The 17851-nt window shown below is 68.7% G+C and carries 15 protein-coding genes and 2 pseudogenes; 13 read left to right on the forward strand and 4 right to left on the reverse strand.

What is annotated here, in order from left to right:
- Nucleotides 1-6: 6 nt before the first annotated feature.
- From ABKA17_RS42820 to ABKA17_RS42850, 7 genes and pseudogenes are all read left to right on the forward strand, one after another.
- Complete coding sequence (locus ABKA17_RS42820; protein ID WP_353697820.1) at nucleotides 7-2067, forward strand: beta-galactosidase; 2061 nt, start codon at nucleotides 7-9, stop codon at nucleotides 2065-2067.
- Nucleotides 2068-2098: 31 nt separating this feature from the next.
- A complete protein-coding gene (locus ABKA17_RS42825) occupies nucleotides 2099-3010 on the forward strand; it encodes a carbohydrate ABC transporter permease (protein ID WP_353697821.1) in 912 nt (303 codons plus the stop codon).
- A gap of 106 nt (nucleotides 3011-3116) precedes the next feature.
- Complete coding sequence (locus tag ABKA17_RS42830; RefSeq protein WP_353697822.1) at nucleotides 3117-3911, forward strand: carbohydrate ABC transporter permease; 795 nt, start codon at nucleotides 3117-3119, stop codon at nucleotides 3909-3911.
- A gap of 151 nt (nucleotides 3912-4062) precedes the next feature.
- Nucleotides 4063-6063 carry a ricin-type beta-trefoil lectin domain protein gene (locus ABKA17_RS42835; RefSeq protein ID WP_353697823.1) on the forward strand — a complete coding sequence of 667 codons (2001 nt, stop codon included), beginning with the start codon at nucleotides 4063-4065 and terminating at the stop codon, nucleotides 6061-6063.
- Nucleotides 6064-6229: 166 nt separating this feature from the next.
- Nucleotides 6230-8713, forward strand: a complete 2484-nt coding sequence (locus ABKA17_RS42840; RefSeq protein ID WP_353697824.1) for an RICIN domain-containing protein — start codon at nucleotides 6230-6232, stop codon at nucleotides 8711-8713.
- A gap of 178 nt (nucleotides 8714-8891) precedes the next feature.
- Nucleotides 8892-9071: a hypothetical protein gene (locus tag ABKA17_RS42845; protein ID WP_353697825.1), complete on the forward strand. Its 180-nt coding sequence runs from the start codon at nucleotides 8892-8894 to the stop codon at nucleotides 9069-9071.
- Nucleotides 9068-9603 (forward strand): annotated as a pseudogene (locus ABKA17_RS42850) (YbhB/YbcL family Raf kinase inhibitor-like protein). Before ABKA17_RS42845 ends, ABKA17_RS42850 begins: the two are co-directional and overlap by 4 nt.
- A 143-nt stretch (nucleotides 9604-9746) precedes the next feature.
- Here the strand turns inward: ABKA17_RS42850 and ABKA17_RS42855 are convergent.
- A complete protein-coding gene (locus ABKA17_RS42855; RefSeq protein WP_353697826.1) occupies nucleotides 9747-10511 on the reverse strand; it encodes a hypothetical protein in 765 nt (254 codons plus the stop codon).
- A 182-nt stretch (nucleotides 10512-10693) separates the two neighbouring features.
- On the opposite strand from ABKA17_RS42855, the gene ABKA17_RS42860 reads away from it, so the two are divergent.
- The 6 genes from ABKA17_RS42860 (at nucleotide 10694) to ABKA17_RS42885 (ending at nucleotide 15563) form a co-directional block, all read left to right on the forward strand.
- Entirely contained in the window at nucleotides 10694-11410 is a 717-nt protein-coding gene (locus ABKA17_RS42860) for a ribonuclease domain-containing protein (protein ID WP_353697827.1), read from the forward strand.
- Nucleotides 11411-11419: 9 nt separating this feature from the next.
- Complete coding sequence (locus tag ABKA17_RS42865) at nucleotides 11420-11701, forward strand: barstar family protein (protein ID WP_353697828.1); 282 nt, start codon at nucleotides 11420-11422, stop codon at nucleotides 11699-11701.
- Nucleotides 11702-12237: 536 nt separating this feature from the next.
- Nucleotides 12238-12696, forward strand: coding sequence for a hypothetical protein (locus tag ABKA17_RS42870; RefSeq protein ID WP_353697829.1), 459 nt, complete (start codon nucleotides 12238-12240; stop codon nucleotides 12694-12696).
- A gap of 31 nt (nucleotides 12697-12727) precedes the next feature.
- Nucleotides 12728-13405 (forward strand): two-component system response regulator CseB, encoded by a 678-nt coding sequence (cseB, locus tag ABKA17_RS42875; RefSeq protein ID WP_353697830.1) that lies wholly within the window; start codon nucleotides 12728-12730, stop codon nucleotides 13403-13405.
- Nucleotides 13402-14658 (forward strand): sensor histidine kinase, encoded by a 1257-nt coding sequence (locus ABKA17_RS42880; protein ID WP_353697831.1) that lies wholly within the window; start codon nucleotides 13402-13404, stop codon nucleotides 14656-14658. The genes cseB and ABKA17_RS42880 overlap by 4 nt, the downstream gene beginning before the upstream one ends.
- A gap of 395 nt (nucleotides 14659-15053) precedes the next feature.
- A complete protein-coding gene (locus tag ABKA17_RS42885; protein ID WP_353697832.1) occupies nucleotides 15054-15563 on the forward strand; it encodes a GNAT family N-acetyltransferase in 510 nt (169 codons plus the stop codon).
- Between the two features lie 35 nt (nucleotides 15564-15598).
- On the opposite strand, the pseudogene ABKA17_RS42890 reads toward ABKA17_RS42885, so the two are convergent.
- From ABKA17_RS42890 to ABKA17_RS42900, 3 genes and pseudogenes are all read right to left on the reverse strand, one after another.
- Nucleotides 15599-15976: pseudogene (locus tag ABKA17_RS42890) on the reverse strand (ATP-binding protein); the annotation flags it as partial.
- Nucleotides 15937-16317 (reverse strand): hypothetical protein, encoded by a 381-nt coding sequence (locus ABKA17_RS42895; protein WP_353697833.1) that lies wholly within the window; start codon nucleotides 16315-16317, stop codon nucleotides 15937-15939. The gene ABKA17_RS42895 and the pseudogene ABKA17_RS42890, both read right to left, overlap by 40 nt.
- A gap of 12 nt (nucleotides 16318-16329) precedes the next feature.
- Nucleotides 16330-17793: a carboxylesterase/lipase family protein gene (locus ABKA17_RS42900; RefSeq protein WP_353697834.1), complete on the reverse strand. Its 1464-nt coding sequence runs from the start codon at nucleotides 17791-17793 to the stop codon at nucleotides 16330-16332.
- Nucleotides 17794-17851 lie beyond the last annotated feature (58 nt).

A 17851-nucleotide genomic window follows, 5' to 3' on the forward strand; every position in this document is an offset into this window, starting at 1 on the left:
CCGCGCATGAACACCTTTCGCCGTCGACTGCCGGGAGTCGTCTACGGCGGGGACTACAACCCGGAGCAGTGGCCGAAGGAGGTGTGGCAGGAGGACGTCCGGCTCATGCGAGCCGCAGGAGTGCGGCTCGTGAGCCTGGGCATCTTCTCCTGGGCCATGCTGGAGCCGGCCGACGGCCGGTTCGACTTCTCCTGGCTCGACGAGATCATCGACCTGCTGTGGGCGAACGGCATCCATGTCAACCTGGCGACACCGAACGCCGCACCGCCACCGTGGCTCGCCACGGACTTCCCCGAAACGCTGTCGGCCGACCGGCAGGGAGGGCGGCACGGCATCGGTAGCAGAGGACACTTCTGCCCCTCCTCCCCGGTGTACCGGGACCGCAGCCGGCGCATCGCCACCGCGCTGGCCGAGCGGTACGGGAAGCATCCCGCCCTGGCCATGTGGCACATCGGCAACGAGTACCACTCCGACTGCTACTGCGACCTGTGCGACGACCGCTTCCGCACCTGGCTGCGGCAGCGTTACGGCACGCTGGACGAGTTGAACAACCGGTGGGGAACGGCGTTCTGGAGCCAGCGTTACAGCGACTGGTCCCAGGTGCACCTCCCCGGGCCCGTGCGCGGCTCGGTCAACCCCTCCCGCGAGCTGGACTTCTCCCGCTTCACCTCCGACAACTTGCTGGAACTTGTCACGGCCGAGCGTGACCTCCTCCACGCGATCACACCGGACGTACCGGCGACCACCAACTTCTTTCAGTGCCGGCTGACCGACAGCCACCGGTGGGCGAAGGAACTCGACGTCGTCGCCTTCGACTGCTACCCCGACCCCGGAAAGCCCCACTCGATGGCAGTCGCCGCCTTCCAGTACGACCTGATGCGCTCACTGGGCGGCGGCCGGCCCTGGATGCTGATGGAACAGGCGGCCGGCGCGGTCAGCCAGTGGACGACCAACCAGGTCAAACAGCCCGGCCGGATGCGCCTGGGCTCCTACCAGGCCGTCGCGCACGGCTCCGACGCGGTGATGTTCTTCCAGTGGCGGGCCTCCAGCCAGGGACAGGAGAAGTTCCACTCGGCGATGCTCCCGCACGGCGGTGAGAAGACCCGGACCTGGCAGGAGGTCAAGGCACTCGGCAACGAGTTGCGGACCATCGACGAGGTCGCCACGGCCCGTAGCGGCGCACAGGTCGCGATCGTGTGGGACTGGCAGAACTGGTGGGCGGTGGAAGGCTGCGCCCACCCCGACAACACCTTCGACTACCGGGACACCGTCGCCCGGCACCACCGGGCCCTGTGGAACAGCCAGGTCGCCGTCGACGTCGTGAGTCTCGACGACGACCTGTCGTCATACCGGGTCCTGGTCATCCCCAACCAATACCTGATGTCCCGTCAACAGAGCTTCGCATTGCGGCAGTTCGTGGAGATCGGCGGCCAGCTCGTCGTCTCGTACTTCTCCGGGATCGTCGACGAGGACGACCGGATCGTCGAAGGCGGATATCCGGGGGCCCTGCGCGAGATCATCGGCGCGCACGTCCAGGAGTTCTCTCCGTTGCCCGCCGAAGCCAGGGTGCCGGTCCAGGCCGCAGCCGACCAGTCCGCGCTGAACGGCTTCCTCGCCTCCGCCTCCGCGTGGCAGGACGACGTCGACCTCGAGACCGCCCGACCGCTCGCCGTCTACCGCGAGGGCCATCTCGCCGGCAAGGCCGCTGTGGTCGAGCACGAACTCGGCCGGGGCCGTGCCGTGTACGTCGGCACACGTCTGGACGACGACGTCCTTGAGGCCCTGGTACGGCACGTCCTGGACCGCGCCGGGGTACGACCGGTGCACGCCGCACCGCGCGGCGTGGAGGTCACCGAGCGACGTTCGGACACGAACGCGTACCTGTTCCTGCTCAACCACCGGCAGGACAAGGCGACCGTCACTCTCGACCGCTCCGGCACCGACCTCATCACCGGACGCCGCCTTGAGGCCGGGGAGACGCTCATCCTCGACGCGGCGGACGTCGCCGTCGTGCGCAGCCCTCTGGCCCCGTCGCAGCACGCCGAGCCGTCGTCGAGCGACTCCTGAATCCCGCACCCGATCCAAGAACCCGAGGACGATGACTGTGCTCCGCAGACCCCTCAGCCAGGCGGCCAGAAAAGAAGAACGTGCCGCGTGGGTCTTCCTCCTGCCGTGGTTCGTCGGCATGGCCGGCGTCACGCTCGGTCCGATGATCGCCTCGCTGTACTTCTCCATGACGGACTACAACCTGCTGAGTTCTCCGAAGTGGGTGGGGTTCGAGAACTACAGCAAGATGCTCGACGACCCCCGGTTGCGCCAGTCCCTGACCGTGACCTTCACCTACGTCGCCCTCAGCGTGCCGTTGCTGCTGGCGGTCGCCCTCGCCCTGGCGATGGTCCTCAACCGGGGCATCAAGGGACTGGCGTTCTACCGGTCCGTCTACTACCTGCCCTCGCTCCTCGGTGCCTCGGTTGCGGTGGGCATCCTATGGCGACAGGTCTTCGGCACCGAAGGTCTGGTCAACAAGTTCCTCGGTCTGTTCGGCATCCATGGGACCGGCTGGATCTCCAACCCGGACACCGCGCTGTACAGCCTCGTCGTCCTGCACGTGTGGACCTTCGGGTCCTCGATGGTGATCTTCCTGGCGGGCCTGCGGCAGATTCCCGAGCAGTACTACGAAGCCGCCGCTCTGGACGGCGCCGGCCGCTGGACCCAGTTCCGGCACGTCACCGTGCCGCTGCTCACCCCGATCATCTTCTTCAACCTCGTCCTGCAGGTCATCAGCTCCTTCCAGTCCTTCACCCAGGCATTCGTCGTCAGCGGCGGGACGGGAGGCCCCTCGGACTCGACCCTCTTCTACTCCCTGTACCTCTACGACGAGGGCTTCGGCCGACTCCACATGGGCTACGCCTCCGCCATGGCCTGGCTCCTCGTGGTGATCGTCGGCGTCCTGACCGCAATCAACTTCTACTTCAGCAAGAGATGGGTGTTCTACGGTGACGGTAAGTGAGATGACACTCCTGAAGGCCGAAGACACTCCTTCGCCTGCCCCCGCTTCACCTGCCGAGCAACGCCGCAGGCGGGCAGCTCGCATACGTGCCCTCCTGAAGCACGTCGTGCTGATCACCTTCGGACTCGTGATGATCTACCCGCTGCTGTGGATGATCGCCAGCTCGATCAAACCCGACGCCCTGATCTTCCGTGAGCCCTCCCTGCTGCCCACGGATACCGACTTCGGCCACTACGCCGACGGCTGGAACGCGCTGTCACACCCCTTCGGCGTCTATCTGCTGAACTCGGCGATCGTTGTCCTGGGGGCGCTGCTCGGCAACCTGGTCAGCTGCTCCATGGCGGCCTACGCCTTCGCCCGGCTCAAGTTCCGCGGGCGGGCGTTCTTCTTCGGCATGATGATGGTGACCCTGATGGTCCCGATCTACGTTCTCATCATCCCGCAGTACGTGATGTTCTCGAAGATCGAATGGGTCAACACCTTCCTTCCACTGATCGTCCCCAAGTTCCTGGCCACGGACGCCTTCTTCATCTTCCTGATGGTCCAGTTCTTCCGGAGCCTGCCCACCGAGCTGGACGAGGCGGCCAAGATCGACGGAGCCGGCTACTGGCGTATCTACTTCCGTATCCTGCTGCCGATCTCGTTGCCGGCCCTGGCCACCACCGCGATCTTCACCTTCATCTGGACCTGGAACGACTTCCTCAGCCAGTTGATCTACCTGACCAAGCCCGAACTGCAGACGGCGCCCGTGGCCCTGCGCAACTACGTGGACGCCACCAGCGGATCCTCATGGGGCTCGCTGTTCGCGATGTCCGTCGTCACGCTGATCCCGGTCTTCATCGTCTTCCTTGTCGGCCAGCGCTACCTCGTCAAGGGAATCGCCACCACGGGAATGAAGTAGCCGCACGGCGCACGACGCGGGGCGGCTGACCGCCCTCACGTCCTCCGGTCGCGAAGCTTCCCGACGCGCTGCATCGGGCACTCGAACTGACCGCCACGGCGGACCACGCCGCCGTAACCCCCACCGTTTCACCTCCCCCATGGAGAGCCACATGTTCCGCACCGCGGCACGAAGATGGACCAGGCGCATCACCGCCCAACTCATCGCCGCCGGACTCACCGTCGCCGGTCTGGCGTCCCTTGACGGGCAGGAGCCGTCGGCCCCCCTGTCCGTCGAGCCGGCCGCTGTGAGCACCGGTCAGATGGGCGCCACTCCGCCGCCGATGGGTTGGGCGTCCTGGAACAGCTTCTTCAGCAGCATCGACCACAACGTGATCAAGCAGCAGGCCGACGCTCTGGTCTCCTCCGGTATGGCAGCGGCCGGCTACAAGTTGGTCAACCTCGACGACGGCTGGTGGCAAGGCCGGCGCGATGCGAACGGCAACATCGTCGTGGACGAGAACCTGTGGCCCGGCGGCATGGAGGCGGTCGCCGACTACATCCACAGCAAGGGCTTGAAGGCCGGCATCTACACCGACGCGGGCAAGCAGGGCTGCGGCTATTACTTCCCCACCACCCGCTCGGCCGCCCCCAATACCGGTATGGAGGGCCACTACCAGCAGGACCTGGAGACCTTCCAGCGCTGGGGCTTCGACTACGTCAAGATCGACTGGTGCGGCGGCCGCGAGGAGGGCCTGAACCAGGAGACCCAATACAAGCAGATCGCCGCCGCGAACGAGGCCGCCTCCGCCGTCACCGGCCGAAAGCTCGTGCTCTCCTTCTGCGAATGGGGCACGGGCCTGCCGTGGAACTGGGCCACCGGATACGGCGACCTGTGGCGCACCAGCCACGACGTGCTCCTGTTCCGGGAGACGCCGGGCCTGACGAAGATGTACCGCAACTTCGACGAGGCCCTGCAGCCCGCGGCCCATCACACCGGCTACGTCAACGACCCCGACATGCTGATGGTCGGCCTGAACGGCATGACCGCCGCACGCAACCGGCTGCACATGAGTCTGTGGTCAATCGCCGGCGCCCCGCTGCTGGCCGGCAACAACGTGGCCACGATGACCACGGAGACCCGGGACATCCTCACCAACCCCGAGGTCCTGGCCATCAATCAGGACCCGCGCGGGCTGCAGGGTGTGAAGGTCGCTGAGGACACCCGGGGCCTGCAGGTGTACGGCAAGGTGCTCTCCGGCACCGGCAAGCGCGCGGTGATGCTGTTCAACCGCACCGGCTCCGCCGCGAACATCACCGTCCGCTGGGCCGACCTCGGCCTGACCACAGCTTCCGCGACCGTGCGCAACGCCTGGACCCGCACCGACGCCGGATCGTTCGCCACCAGCTACACCACCTCCGTCCCGGCGAACGACGCGGTGCTCCTGACCGTCTCCGGCACCGAGGCCTCCGGCAGCACGTACGAGGACACCACCACCGCCACCACCCCGACGTTCACCGGCGTCACCGCCTCGTCGGCGGGCACGAAACTGGTGGACATCACGTACGCCAACGGCGGCAACACCGCCCGCACGGCCACGATCCAGGTGAACGGTCAGTACCCCTACCGCGTGGCCTTCCCGCCCACCGGCTCGGCCACCACCTACCGCACCGTCTCCGTGCTCGCGCACCTGGCCAAGGGCGCCAACACCGTGAAGTTCGCCGCCATTTCCGGCAGCACCGCTCCCGACATCGGTGCCGTCCGCATCCAGGGCATCCCCGGTACCGAGGGCACAGCCCTCGTCGGCTCCGCATCCGACCGCTGTGTGGACATCGACAAGAACACCTATGTCAATGCCGCCCAGGCGCAGTTGTGGGACTGCTCCGGCGGACGTAACGAGACCTTCGCTCAGACCTCGCGCGGCGAACTCGTGGTCTACGGCAACAAGTGCCTCGACGCCGAGAACACCGGCACCGCCAACGGCACGAAGGTGATCATCTGGGACTGCACAGGCGGCACCAACCAGAAGTGGATCGTCAACTCGAACGGCACGATCACCAACAACCTGTCCGGCCTGTGCCTGGACGCCTCCGGCGCGGCAACCGCCAACGGCACCAAGCTGATCCTTTGGACCTGCACCGGAGGGGCCAACCAGAAGTGGACACGCACCTGAGCCCTCCAGAAGGTCGCTGACCACTCGTACGCGAGGGCCGCACCGCTCGCCGACCAAGGCAGCTCAGCGGTGCGGTCCGCACACACCTGGCACCTGGCATCCCACAGTCACCTCGTACGCGCCGCAGCCTCGGTGCGGAAGGCCACGCCCCCAGGAGGACCGACCCTTGCCCGACATCCTGCGTCTGCCCGACAGACACATCAGACGGATGGCGGCCTTCGCCGTCCTGTTCCTCACGCTCGCCATGCTCTACGGGCCGTTCCCGTCCACCGCGCAGGCCGCCATCCCCGCCACCTCGATCACCGTGGACGGCACCAGCGGCGGCCGGACCTTCGACGGCGTCGGCGCGATCAGCGGCGGCGGCGGCAACACACGCCTGCTGCACGACTACCCCGACACCCAGCGCAACCAGGTCCTCGACTACCTGTTCAAGCCGGGCTACGGCGCGAACCTGCAGATCCTCAAGGTGGAGATGGGCGGTGACACCAACTCCACCGACGGGGCCGAGGCCAGCCACCAGCACACCAAGGGCACCATCAACTGCAACGCCGGCTACGAGTTCTGGCTGATGGAGCAGGCCAAGGCCCGCAATCCCAAAATCAAGGTCCTCGGCATGCCCTGGGGCGCGCCCGGCTGGATCGGAAACGGCAACTTCTACTCCCAGGACATGATCGACTACTACCTGTCCTGGTTGGACTGCGCCAAGCAGCACGGCGTGACGGTCGACTACGTCGGCGGCTGGAACGAGAAGGACTACGACGCCACCTGGTACGTGAACCTGAAGTCGGCCCTTCGAGCGAACGGCTACTCCTCGGTCAAGCTGGTCGGCGGCGACAACTGGGGGGACAACGCATGGAAGATCGCCACCGAGATGAAGAACAACAGCGCCCTGTACGACGCTGTCGACATCGCCGGCGGCCACTACACCTGCGGTGGCATATCCGAGATGACGTCCTGCTTGTCCACCTCCGACGCCCAGACTCTCGGCAAGCCGATCTGGGCCAGTGAGAACGGCTCGCAGGACGCCGAGATCGGTGCTCCGCCGGTGGCCCGCGCCCTCAACCGCGGTTACATCGACGCCAAGACCACCGCTTACATCAACTGGCCGATCGTCGCGTCCATCTACCAGAACCTCGACTTCGAGACCGTCGGCCTGATCAACGCCAACCAGCCCTGGTCCGGCAACTACCGCGTGGGCCGCACCGCCTGGGTGATCGCGCAGACGACCCAGTTCACCTCGCCCGGCTGGAAGTACGTCGACACCGCCACCGGCTACCTGGCGGGCAACCGCGTCAACGGCAGCTACGTCAGCTACGCCGCCCCCGACAAGAGCGCCTGGAGCACCGTCCTGGAGACGACGCAGGCCACCGAGGCGCAGACGGTCAACCTCAAGGTGGCGGGCGGGCTTCCCGGCGGCACCCTGCGGGTGTGGTCCACCGACCTGTCCCAGCCCGGCAGGGACACGCCGAGCATGGTGCGCGGCTCCGACCTGACGGCGACCAACGGAACGTACACGCTCACCGCGCAGCCCGGTCGTGTCTACACGGTGACCACCACCAGCGGGCAGCTCCCCGGCACGGTCACCTCCCCCCAGCGCAGCCGGCTCGCGCTGCCGTACGCCGACACCTTCGCCGGCTACGGCGCCGGACGCGAGGCCAAGTACTTCGCCACCATGAACGGCGCGTTCGAGTCGGCCTCCTGCGCCGGCGGCCGCACCGGCCGGTGCCTGCGCCAGATGGCACAGGTCCAGCCGCTCAAGTGGACCCACGAGAACAGCACCCAGCCCTACACGATCATGGGCGAGCTGGGCTGGGGCAACTACACGGTCAGTTCGGACGTGCTGCTGGAGAAGAGCGGCAGCGCCGCCGAGATCCTCGGCCGGGTCGGCACCCAGGGCCGTAACAACGGCGGCCTGAACGCCTACCACCTGCGCCTGTCCGACACCGGCGCCTGGTCGGTGCTGAAGACGAGCTGGACCACGAACAACACCTGGATCTGGACCACCCTGGCCAGTGGCACCGTGTCCGCCCCCGGAACGAACACCTGGCACAAGCTGTCCCTCGGCTTCCAGGGCTCCACGATCACCGCCAGGATCGACGGCACCACGGTCGGCACGGTCACCGACAACAGCTTCAGCGGCGGTCTGGCCGGCCTCGGCACTGCCGGGTACTACCCCGTTCAGTACTCCAACCTGTCCATCACCCCCGGAACGGTCCCCGACCTCTCCGGCACCTACAAGATCATCAGCGTCAGGAGCGGCAAGGCGCTCGACGCCTCCGGAGGCGGTACCGCCAACGGCACGCCGATCATCCAGTGGGCCGACACCGGCAGCACCAACCAGCAGTGGAGGCTGGCCCGCAACAGCGACGGCTACTACAGCATCACCGGTGTCGCCAGCAACAAGGCACTGGACATCCCCTACGCCACCACGACGCCCAACACCCGGTTCCACCTCTGGACCCCCACCGGCCAACCGAACCAGCAGTGGCAGATCGCCCCGACCGACAACGGCAACTTCACCATCGAGTCACGCTCGAACGCCTACAACGTCGCCATCGACGCGAACTCCACCACCGACGGCGCGGGAATCGTCCAGTGGCCCACAACCGGCGCTACCAACCAGCAGTGGAAGCTGGTGAAGATCAACTGACAGACTGACAGCCCGACTTCGACTACGGGAGGGTGGCGGACCGACACCTGCCGGTCCGTCGCCCTCCCGCCGCGTGCTGCGGCGCCTGCCCGGGCGGGCTTCGCTTCTTGGGCCGAGCCGCACAGCCTGCTGTCACGCACCGGTCTGCGTGGGGGGTGCCTCTACGTCTTTCGTTGCGATGGCAGGTGGGGCAGGCGCCGGTCCAGGTGGCGAGGAGTATCTGCAGATCGTGGACGACCCGGTACCGGGGGGCCAGTTCCTGGCCCACCGCTACCGGATCACCGTCTACGCCCTGAACACCCCGAGCCTGGGCCTGCCGGCCACCAGCACACCGGCCGTGGCCGCGCCGGTTGACTGAGGCTGGCGATCGAGTGCGGCGCCCCCGATGTGCCGAGCTTCAGTGTCACCAGCACCACCGTCGACGATGGAGGCACCTGGCCTGGCGCGCAGTTGTCCGGCATTGTCGGCGTCCCGGCGGCAAGGACATCTCCCCGCACCTGTCGTGGAGCGGCGCCCCCGAGGGAACCCTGGGCTACGCCGTCACCGTCTACGACCGTGAGGCCCCGACCGGCTCCGGATCCTGGCACTGGGCCGTCGCCGACATCCCCGCCACCGTCACCGAACTGCCCGAGGGTGCCGGGGACGACACCGGCTCAGTCCTGCCCGAGGGAGCTTTCCAACTGCCCAACGACGCTCGTCTCGCCTGGTTCGTCGGCGCCGCCCCGCCGCCCGGCCACGGCCCGCACCGCTACTTCGTCGTGGTGCACGCCCTCGACGTGACCCGCGTCGGCGTCCCGGCCGACGGCACCCCTGCCTACCTCGGCTTCACCATCGCGGGCCACATCCTCGCCCGCGCGGTCCTGACCGTCACCGCCGAGACGGCAGCCTGAGGTACCCCGAGGGCAGCTGCGTCCACGGTGACGGAGCCGGGTGGACACCCGGGACGCTGGCCGGAGTTGGTGTGCCTGACGCCGAGCGCTCCGTTCGAGGGAGTGCGTATCTGCCTGGACGTGCCGTACGCCACGTCACCGGGCTACCGGTCCTTCGTGCTCGACCTGCGCTTGCCCGACAGCGGTAGGCACGCCGCCCGCCCGGCGGTGATGTACGCCCACGGCGGCGGATTGTCACAGGGGCCAAGACGATGGGTTCGTGGCGGTTCCTGCTGGACGCGGGTTACTGACCGTGTTGGCGTGATGTGGTCAAGGCGCGGCCGGTTTCGGCGAGCACGCTTCGGCACGGCTACTTCGGTGACGAGCGCCGCGATGAGCGGGCGGCGTGTCCAGCGAACGGTCTCGGCCGGGGCAATGCCGGCGGAGGTGAGACGCAGGGCCTGGATCGGGCGGAGGCAGTCCGGATCCAGGTTGTTGGGCAGGCCGGCGAGGAGGTCCAGCCCGGCAGCCTTGGGATCGAGGAGACGGGTGACGTCGTGCCACACCGTATCGCTCGTTCGCGAAGAGGGCGCTCGGGCGGAGTCTCGCCCCACCTGGTACAGCACAAGGCCGAGGACCAGGGCGACGGCCCCGAGGGACTCGTCGGTCGGCTCGCCCCAGGCGGCAAGCCGCTGCTCCTGGCGGCGCAGAGCGTCGGGGCGCGCCAGGTGATTCGGCACGGAGGCGGCGGGCCGGGCTCGCAGGTATGTGACGGTCCGCTTGGTGTAGACCCCCTCGTCGATGACGGCCTCGAAGCCGGGCGCCTGAAGGCACCCGCCCTTGCCAGTCCGCGGGCGGGACGGAAACCGGAGCCGAGTACGAGGTGACCAGGGCGCGGCCCACCTCGGCCGGTCCACGCGTAGCGTCATCAGCCGCCACCTTGCCCGACCATGCCCACAACGAGTCGGCGGTCCCGTAACAGCTGAACGTCATTTGCGGCGGCCAGGTGTGATGTGGCCGCCGGACCACTGAGACGTACGGCCGGTCTTCTTGGGTTCGGCCGGGGCGCACCTGCCCCGGCCGGAATCCCACACCATCCCAAGGAGCCACCATGTCCTCGACCGAGGCATTGGAGACACCGCGCGAGAAGCGCTCCCTGTCGTTCCGGCTGCGTGCCCACGCCCGCAAGGCCGCGATCCCGGTCATGCTGCTCGGCATCACCGTCAGCGGGGTCGGAGTGTCCGCCTCCGCCCACGCCGCTTCGTCTCCCAGCTGCTCCAGTCTGCCGTCCCAGACCTGCCCGGCGCCGCCCGCGCCGCCCGCGCCGCCCGCGCCGCCCGCGCCGCTCCCGGCGCGCGGCCACCAGCCGGCCGGCATCAGCAGCCAGGACTGGCGGGGCGCGCAGTCAGCGGCCACTTTCTGGAACGAAGAGGGCGTCAGCACCGGCAATCCCAGCCGTCTGGCGGCGCGGGGGGAGAGCGGCTTCCCCGGGCAGGGCTGGCCCGGCAACACAACCCCGAACGCCCGTGGCTGGTACGCGTACGACACGGGCACCAGCCGAGCCCCGGAGCGCTGGGAAGTCTTCTACGGCGGTGTCTTCCAGGACCGTCAGGGCCGGGTGGAGCACCTGGAGTTGCTGCACCACGTTTCGCGGAACAACGCGAGCGGCTCGAACAATGTCTACCGCGAGTACGACGTCAACTCCTGGACGCGCGGGCTCTCGCATCACACCCGGGACGCGCAGCGCCTCGTCCGCAACACCCGTAACGGCCACGTTTATGCGACGTTCGACCACTACGGCTCCTTCCACTACCTGGGCACCTGGTAGGCGGGCGTCATGACCGAGGTCCGTGGGAGCCGTTGCCGCACCAAGAGTGACCTGTTCGCCGAGTGGGCGGAGGCGATGGGCTTCCCGGACTACTTCAGCCACAACTGGGACTCCTTCGAGGACTGCCTGCTCACCGTGGCCGAGTCCGACGGTCCCGTCACGGTCGTCGTCCAGGACGGCGGCCAGCTCCTCGCCGACGAGGACCCCCGACAGCTGGCGACCTTCCTGGCCATCATCGACAGGGCCTGCCAGACGGGCCGTTTCACGCTGAAGGCGGATCAGGAACCGTGAGCACCCCCTTCGCCTCGCCCTCCGGACCGTTCCGGAGGGCGAGGCGAAGCCACGTCCGTTTCCCCCGCGATCGCGGCAGGGGCAAGTGTCTGCGATCGCCCAACGACGAGGGGCCGGGGAACTGCGAACGTTTGACAGGGCCGTGATCGTCGGCCCGCACCTATGCGCAGTCCCCTGGAAGGCCTGGAACATGTCCATCGGCCGCAAGCTGACCCCTCCGGGGGCTCGGATTCCAGGAGGTCATTTACACGCCGACGGGACCCGACGCTCGCCGGGAGCCGCGGGTCTTCGCGCTGCTCGACGAGTGGTTCGCACGATTGGTCCGGCCACAGGACCGATACCGGTTGTCCGTCGGCGACGTCGCACCGGCGTCACACGCTTGCCAGAAATGGATCCGGCAGACCTCCGATGCACGAATCCACCAGAAGGTTGCGCCAAGCCCCTGTCGCGGACATCACGGGTCAATTTAACCGGCCGTTCATCAAACGACCTGCACAATTTGAGCCGAAACGACCGACAGCACGGGGGAGACTTGCATGCCTCTTCGACGTTCCGCGCTGCGCGCGTCACTCGCCGGCCTGCTGGCCTGCCTCAGCGGCTGTGCCGCGCCCGTCGGTGGGACCCGCGTGGAGGGCCCCGCCCCGACCCGCATCCCGTGGAGCGGACCGGTGTACGTCCTGAGCTGGGAATCGGAGCCCAACGAGCGGCCGTACATGATGAATCTGACCGACTACACGACGCTGGACTGGATGCAGTGGCGGAACTGGGGTTCGCCAAGGGCTACCGCGACCGGCTACGTCATGGACTTCTCCTGCGGTGCGCAGTGTCCCGACCAGGCACCGCGAAGCTACCCCGTCAGCATCATCATCAGTGGCCTGGTGAAGCGGCAGTACGCGGCGTACTACAGCCACGCGAGCGTCACCCCCCTCCACCGGCCGGCGCCCTACTGGGCGGAGGACACCAGCAGCGTCCCCCTGCGCGTGCCGAAGCCATGACGATCGTGTCCGACCCACCAGGAGAGTGACCATGCACGACATCCTGCTCGTCGAGGACGACGAGATGATTCGCGAGGCCACCCGGCTCACCCTGGAGGAGCGCGGATACTGCGTCCGAGCGGCGGCCGACGGCGTGAGCGGGCTCGCCCTGTTCCGGGAGCACAGGCCGGACGTGGCGGTGCTGGACATCATGCTGCCAGGGCTGAACGGGGTGAGCCTGGCCGGTCGGATCCGTGAGGAGTCCGGGGTGCCGGTGCTGCTGATCTCGGCGCGCAACGACCCGGTGGACGTGGTGATGGGCCTGGAGGCCGGCGCCGACGACTACGTGACCAAGCCGTTCGAAGGACCGGTGCTGGTCGCCCGGGTCCGGTCGCTGCTGCGTCGCGTCGCACCCGCCGTGCCGACTCCGCGGGCACCGCGTGTCACCCCCCTGGTCTTCGGTGACCTGTCCTTCTGTCCGGTGACGCTGGACGTACGACGCAGCGGGCGCACCCTCGCCCTGACGACGACCGAGTTGAAGCTGCTGCGCGAGTTCACCGCCTCGCCCGGCACGGTGTTCACCCGGGACCTGCTCCTGGAGCAGGTCTGGGACTACGCGTGGTCCGGTGACACCCGGGTGGTGGACGTGCATGTGCAGCGGCTGCGCGCCAAGATCGGCCGGGAGCGGATCGAGACCGTGCGCGGTTTCGGCTACCGGCTGCGCGCGTGAGGCGGGGCGTCGCGGCGACCGTCGGCAGGAAGGTCACCCTCACGGTGGCCGTCGCGGCCCTGTCCGTGTCGACCGTGATCGGTGTGCTGGTCCACCGCCTCACCGCGTCCGAGCAGTTGACCGTTGCCCGGTCCCAACTGGACCAGCAGCTGATGAGCGCCGTGTACGACTACGCGGCAGCCCGCAAGTCCCCCGCGCGGATCAACCCGCCGGGCCTGCCCGGCCCCGTGTCACGAGCCGTGCGGGCGGGTACCCGGGTCACCTACCTCCAGGACGGCCCGCATCCGGTGCTGTGGGCCGCGGCCCAGGTCGCGGACGGCCAGGTGCTGGCTCTGTCGCGGTCCTACGCCCCGCAGGCCCGGGCGCTGGTCAGCCTGGACCGCACACTGGCCGGGGTAGGGGCGGCCGCGACCGTCCTGGTGTCCGCGGCGGGACTCCTGCTCGGCGTGCGCACGGGCCGCCGGGCCATGGCCGCCGCCCGCACCGCGGAACGCATCGCGGACGGCGACCTCGACGCCCGGGTCCGGCCCGGTGGCCGGGACGAGATCGCCCGGCTGTCCGCGGCCGTCGACACCATGGCCGACGTGCTCGGCGCCCGGCTGGAAGCCGAACGGCGGGTGACCGCCGACATCGCGCACGAGCTGCGCACTCCGGTCGCGGGCATGTCGACCGCGGTCGGGCTGCTGCCGCCGGGGCCCGCCACGGACCTGATCACCCGCTCGGTACGGAACCTGCGCGCCCTGGTCGAGGACGTCCTCGAAGTCGCTCGGCTGGACGCTCAGGTCGTCGTCCCGGAGACGGAGAGGCGGCAGGTGAGCGCGATGGCTCGGCGGGCCGTCGCCGGACTCGATGAGGTCGAGGTCCATGTGGTGGCCGACGCCGTCGTGACGACCGACCCGCGCCGCGTCGAGCGGATTCTCGCCAACCTCGCCTCCAACGCACTCCGGCACGGCACCCTGCCGGTCACAGTGGAGGTGGACGGCCCGCTCGTGCACGTCCGTGACAGCGGCCCGGGTTTCCCACTCGACCTCCTCGCGGTCCTGCACACCTCCGGCCCTCAGCGGTTCCGCACCACGGTGGCGGGGGCCGGCACCGGCCTGGGCCTGACGATCGCGGTGGGCCAGGCACGCGTCCTGGGCGCCCACTTGGCCTTCCGTAATCCTCCGGGGGGCGGGGCGGAAGCCGTGCTCCGGCTGCCGGACCGGCTGCCCGACGTGGCCACGGGGTCCTGCGGGCGCAGAGTTCCCTCGTGACGCGGCCCGCAGGCTGTCTCTTGTGAATGGTGGAACCGAATCGGCGGGGTCGCCGGGCGTGTGACCGCGTCGGCCGCGCTGCTGCCGGCCTGGTAGGACGCTGCAGGGCACCTCCGTGCGGCCTGCTCTGAACACCCTTGGCAAGGGCGTCGGTTCAGCGGCGAATGGGGCACCCGCAGCGAGCGACTTGGCCTATTGGTGCGTGGGCGGGAGCGGGCAGCGTTTGTCGATGGTTTCCGGCAGTACTTAGCGATCATGCAGGTCGGAAGTGTTGATGAGGAGTTGACGATACCGGCGCGATCGGTGGTGGAAGCGGGTGGCGGAGCCTGTGGTGTGGGGGGCTTGCGAAGCCAAATGGCTCGCGGATCAACCGTTTGGTTCGTAGCCTGATCTCCGTGATCACCCTTGGGCTTTGTGACAGGGCGGGGCGGCGTGTGGTCCTGCATGAGGTGAATGACGAGAACTGGCGTGCTGTCGCGGACGTCGCTCCGCTGGACGACCAGCGCCGGTACGTGCCCGCGTTGGCGGCTCGCTACCTGCTTTTGTCACTGCGGGAGGGTATCTGGCACTCGATGGCGGTCTGCGCCGATGACATGGTGGTGGGTCACATCATGTGGGGTCGTGATGAAGACGGCTCGTACTGGCTCGGGGGTATGGTGATCGATGGCGCCGAGCAGGGCCAGGGGGTCGGGCGGGCGGCGGTGCGGACCCTCATGAAGTGGCTGGCCCAACGTGAGGGCTGCCAGGAGCTTCGTCTGTCGTATCACCCGGACAACGCTGTGGCCGCGGCTCTGTACGCCTCGGTGGGCTTCCAGCCGACGGCGGTTTCTTCCGGTGACGAGGTCGTTGCCAGTCTGTCTTTGCTCGACGGCCATCCCGAAGCCCCGAACTCGCCGTCGCCGTGACGGGATGACAATGATGGTGGGCTGGGTCGGTTCGTGGATGAGTCCCGGGCTTGGGCGGCCCGGCTGCCGGCGAGCCGGTAAAACCCCGTGCCCGTCGGGATTTTGTTCTCGCCGAAGGTGAGCCGGGCGACGATGGCCGCGCAGAGCCGCGGATCCGTGGACGTCTTGGTCCCCCCGCCGAACGACTCGTTTGGAGGCGATGGCGACGCTGTTCTTCTTCTCACGGTCGGTCAGGACCTGGAACAGGAGCTCAGCGCCTCTGCGGTCCAGCTCCATGTAATCCGACTCGTCTGTGCACAGAGATCAACGCGGCTGTAGTGGGCGATGGTCTTGGTGAGGATCTTCTCGTCTGCGGCTTCGACCGGCTCGTTGATCAGTTGGGTGGCGCGTGTGTAGCGGACTCGGAAGCCTCTTCCGGCTCGGGCGAGCCGGTGCTCGAGCCCTTCAACAGCGGCCCGTCGATGCCTGCAGACCCGGTGAGTGACACCACGCCCCAGATCATCAACAGCAGGAGGGGGAAGTCATGCCAGGCCCGAAGGGTTTTCCAGAGCCTGCCGGCGCCCGGCATCACGCAGAAGGCGAGCAGCGCGATGGACGCCAGGGTGAAGGGGAGCGGGCGGGCCCGCTTGTTCCGGGTCGCGAACCGGTCGGCGACGGTCGGGGAGTACAGCCGGTCCGAGCAGTAGATGGTGGCCGGCAGGGTCAGGAACTCGGCCCGGTGCGGCAGGGTGGGCTTGCGGAAGTTGTGCGTCACGGCGGCCGCTTTTCAGGCGAAGTGGCGGATTCGGGCGGCGGTCGCGGGGGCGTACGGCAGCCAGTTGTGGACGGTGCCCGTGGTGACGAACTCGGCGACAGCGGTGGCGAATTCGCGGCCCAGGGCGCGCTCGGCGTCTTCGGCCCGGGTGAGGGCGGGGATGTGGGGGTAGGCGTCGAAGGTGTTGAAGAGGAAGGGCAGTTCGGCGCAGTGCGTGGCACCGAGGGCGTACGGGTCCTCGGCGGGGGCGTAGTCGAACTCGTAGACGTACGTGGTGTTCCCGCCGGCTGCATGGTGGTCGGCCACGTCCAGCGAACCGTCGCGGAAGAGCCCGTCGGTCAGTATCGCGGTGAAGATCTGCGCCGGCGTCGCCCGCTCGCCGAGGCGGGCGGTGTGCTGCTGGTAGATGTCCTGGGCGGCCTGCCGGCCGCTCTGGGCGGTGAGCAGGTCCAGGGCGCTGGTGGTGGTGAGGTTCTGGATGCGGGGGTCGAAGGCGGTGAAGGCCGTCGCCTCGTCGCGGGTGGTGCCGATCAGCAGCGGCTTGCCCTCCAGGGCGCCGTCCGCGAGTGCCTGTTGCCGGGTGCGGGGCATGCCGGGGGCGCCGAGGACCGGGTACATCGGCGGGGCGGCGTTGCCCGGGGCCGCGAGCTGGCCGGAGAGCCGGCCGTAGGCGTCCAGCAGCTGCTCGGCCGGCAGGGTGCGCAGGGCCTTCGCGGTGTCCGTGCCGGCCGGGATGCCCAGCAGGCGCAGGTAGGCGTCGGCGTGCTCGGCGGCCTGGCGGGGATCCTGAGGGTTCAGGCCGAAGGGGCCGCTCTGCAGCAGTACGCGGGTGATGGATGCGTTCGTGGCGGGGTCGAGGGCGAGCATCAGGGAGGAGTAGGCCCCGGCGGACTGCCCGCCGACGGTGACGGTGCGCGGATCGCCGCCGAAGGAGGCGATGTTGTCCTGCACCCAGCGCAGCACGGCCGCCTGGTCCTGGGGGCCGAGGTTGGCGGCGCCGATTTCCGGCAGGTAGAGGTAACCCAGCGGTCCGACACGGTAGTTGGCGGTGACCACCACGATGTCGCCCAGGGCGGCCAGGCGGGCGCCGTCGTACCAGTCCCAGCCGCCGGAGCCGCTGGTGAACCCGCCCCCGTGCCACCACACCAGGACCGGACGGGGCGCGCCGTCCCCCAGGGCCCGGCGCGGGGTGAAGACGTTGACCGTCAGGCTGCCGTCCTCGTTCCAGTCCGGCACGCGCGGCCCCTGCACCTTCTCCAGCCGGGAGGCCGCCTGCGGCACGGACGGCCCGGCCTGTGCCGCATCCCGCACCTGCGTCCAGCCCGGGTGCGGCTGCGGCGGCGCGAACCGCATCTCGCCCACCGGCGAGGCGGCGTAGGGGAGGCCCCGGAAGGAGACCGCCCCACCCTCCACGACACCCCTGACCTTGCCCCGCTCGGTGTCCACGACCATGCGCTCGATACCGGTACCGGTCATCGTGCTCACCTGCTCTCTCGTCTCGGTTGCTCTGAGACGTTTCTAGGACGGAGCGAAA

Origin of the sequence: Streptomyces sp. RG80 (assembly GCF_040446465.1) — a bacterium.
GTDB lineage: Bacteria > Actinomycetota > Actinomycetes > Streptomycetales > Streptomycetaceae > Streptomyces.

Bases quoted from the DNA above. Each gene is read 5' to 3' on its own strand.
- ABKA17_RS42820 (WP_353697820.1), top strand. From the start codon at position 7: ATGAACACCTTTCGCCGTCGACTGCCGGGAGTCGTCTACGGCGGGGAC.
- ABKA17_RS42825 (WP_353697821.1), top strand. From the start codon at position 2,099: ATGACTGTGCTCCGCAGACCCCTCAGCCAGGCGGCCAGAAAAGAAGAA.
- ABKA17_RS42835 (WP_353697823.1), top strand. From the start codon at position 4,063: ATGTTCCGCACCGCGGCACGAAGATGGACCAGGCGCATCACCGCCCAA.
- ABKA17_RS42845 (WP_353697825.1), top strand. From the start codon at position 8,892: ATGGCAGGTGGGGCAGGCGCCGGTCCAGGTGGCGAGGAGTATCTGCAG.
- ABKA17_RS42855 (WP_353697826.1), bottom strand. From the start codon at position 10,511: ATGACGCTACGCGTGGACCGGCCGAGGTGGGCCGCGCCCTGGTCACCT.
- ABKA17_RS42860 (WP_353697827.1), top strand. From the start codon at position 10,694: ATGTCCTCGACCGAGGCATTGGAGACACCGCGCGAGAAGCGCTCCCTG.
- ABKA17_RS42865 (WP_353697828.1), top strand. From the start codon at position 11,420: ATGACCGAGGTCCGTGGGAGCCGTTGCCGCACCAAGAGTGACCTGTTC.
- ABKA17_RS42870 (WP_353697829.1), top strand. From the start codon at position 12,238: ATGCCTCTTCGACGTTCCGCGCTGCGCGCGTCACTCGCCGGCCTGCTG.
- cseB (WP_353697830.1), top strand. From the start codon at position 12,728: ATGCACGACATCCTGCTCGTCGAGGACGACGAGATGATTCGCGAGGCC.
- ABKA17_RS42900 (WP_353697834.1), bottom strand. From the start codon at position 17,793: ATGACCGGTACCGGTATCGAGCGCATGGTCGTGGACACCGAGCGGGGC.